Below are 1149 nucleotides of genomic sequence, written 5' to 3'. Positions count from 1 at the left end.
TGCTGGACCAGCACCTGGCCACGCGCCAGTGGCTCGCCGGCGACGGCGTGACGCTGGCCGACTACGCCGTCGCGGCGCCGCTCATGTACAAGGACCGGGCGCACCTGCCGCTGGATGCGTATCCGCACCTGCTGGCCTGGTTCGAGCGCATCCAGGCGCTGCCGGCGTGGCAGCGGACGACGCACGAATGGTGATCAGGCCGGCCTGCCCACGAGCGCGGCTATCCCCGCCGCCGCGACGTTGACGGCTGCGCTGGCCACGATCGGCACCGTATAGCTGCCGCTCGCGTCGAACAGGTAGCCGGCCGCGGTGGGACCGAGGAGCGTACCCACTGCGACGCTCGTGTACAGGACGCCGATGATGCCGCCGACCTGGCGGTTGCCGAACAAATCCGTCACCACGGGCGGCATGATGGCGACCCAGCCGCCGTAGAACAGGCCGAACAGCAGCGCGAACCCGGCTAGCGCGAGGAAGCCCGTCGACGCGGCCCACACCGCGAGTGCGGCAGCCATGCCGGCAAACATCGCCAGCAGGAAGGCCAGTCTCCCGACCTTGTCCGCCAGTCCACCGAGGAAGAACCGGCCCAGCGTGCTGCCGATGCCGATCGTCCCCAGCAGGTAAGCCGCGTCCTTCTGGCCGATGCCGTGGTCCAGCGCATACGGCACCAGGTGGACGAACGGCACGAACACCCCGAACGAGCAGACCAGGCAGGCCGCGTACAGCAAGACGAATTGCCGCGACCGGACGGCCTCGCGCAGCAGCATGCCCGAATGGACGCCGGCCGGCCCCATGTCTTTGCCGGCGGGATCATCGGCAATGAGCGCGGCCATGCCGATGCCGACGACCGCCGCGCCGCATCCGAGCGCGAGGTAGGCGTTGCGCCATCCCAGCGCGTCGATCAGCGCCGTCGCGAGCGGCGGCATGACCAGCGTGCCGACGCCGATGCCGCTGACCGCGAGGCCGTCCGGTCGCGGCAATTGGTCTTGCTGTACGCGGCCTGCCTGGTCTGCTCGTTCGGGGTGTTCGTGCCGTTAGTCCACCTGGTGCCGTATGCGCTGGACCACGGCATCGGCCAGAAGGACGCGGCTTTCCTGCTGGGGACGATCGGCATCGGCAGCACGCTGGGCCGGTTCTTCCTCGGTGGACTGG

Annotated in this window: 1 protein-coding gene and 1 pseudogene; one reads left to right on the top strand and one right to left on the bottom strand. The window is 69.9% G+C overall.

Going from position 1 to position 1149, the window contains the following annotated elements; genetic code table 11:
• Nucleotides 1-194: glutathione S-transferase family protein (locus ACEN88_RS32280; RefSeq protein ID WP_413346300.1), on the top strand; the 194-nt coding region annotated here is incomplete at its 5' end.
• Here ACEN88_RS32280 and ACEN88_RS32275 read toward each other — a convergent pair.
• A pseudogene (locus tag ACEN88_RS32275) lies at nucleotides 195-962 on the bottom strand (MFS transporter); the annotation flags it as partial.
• Nucleotides 963-1149 lie beyond the last annotated feature (187 nt).

Origin of the sequence: Massilia sp. CT11-108 (assembly GCF_047302915.1) — a bacterium.
In the GTDB taxonomy this organism is placed as follows: Bacteria; Pseudomonadota; Gammaproteobacteria; order Burkholderiales; family Burkholderiaceae_D; genus Telluria; species Telluria orientalis.
Note: the sequence above shows the minus strand (reverse complement) of the source record. Positions and strands in the feature narration are given on the sequence as shown.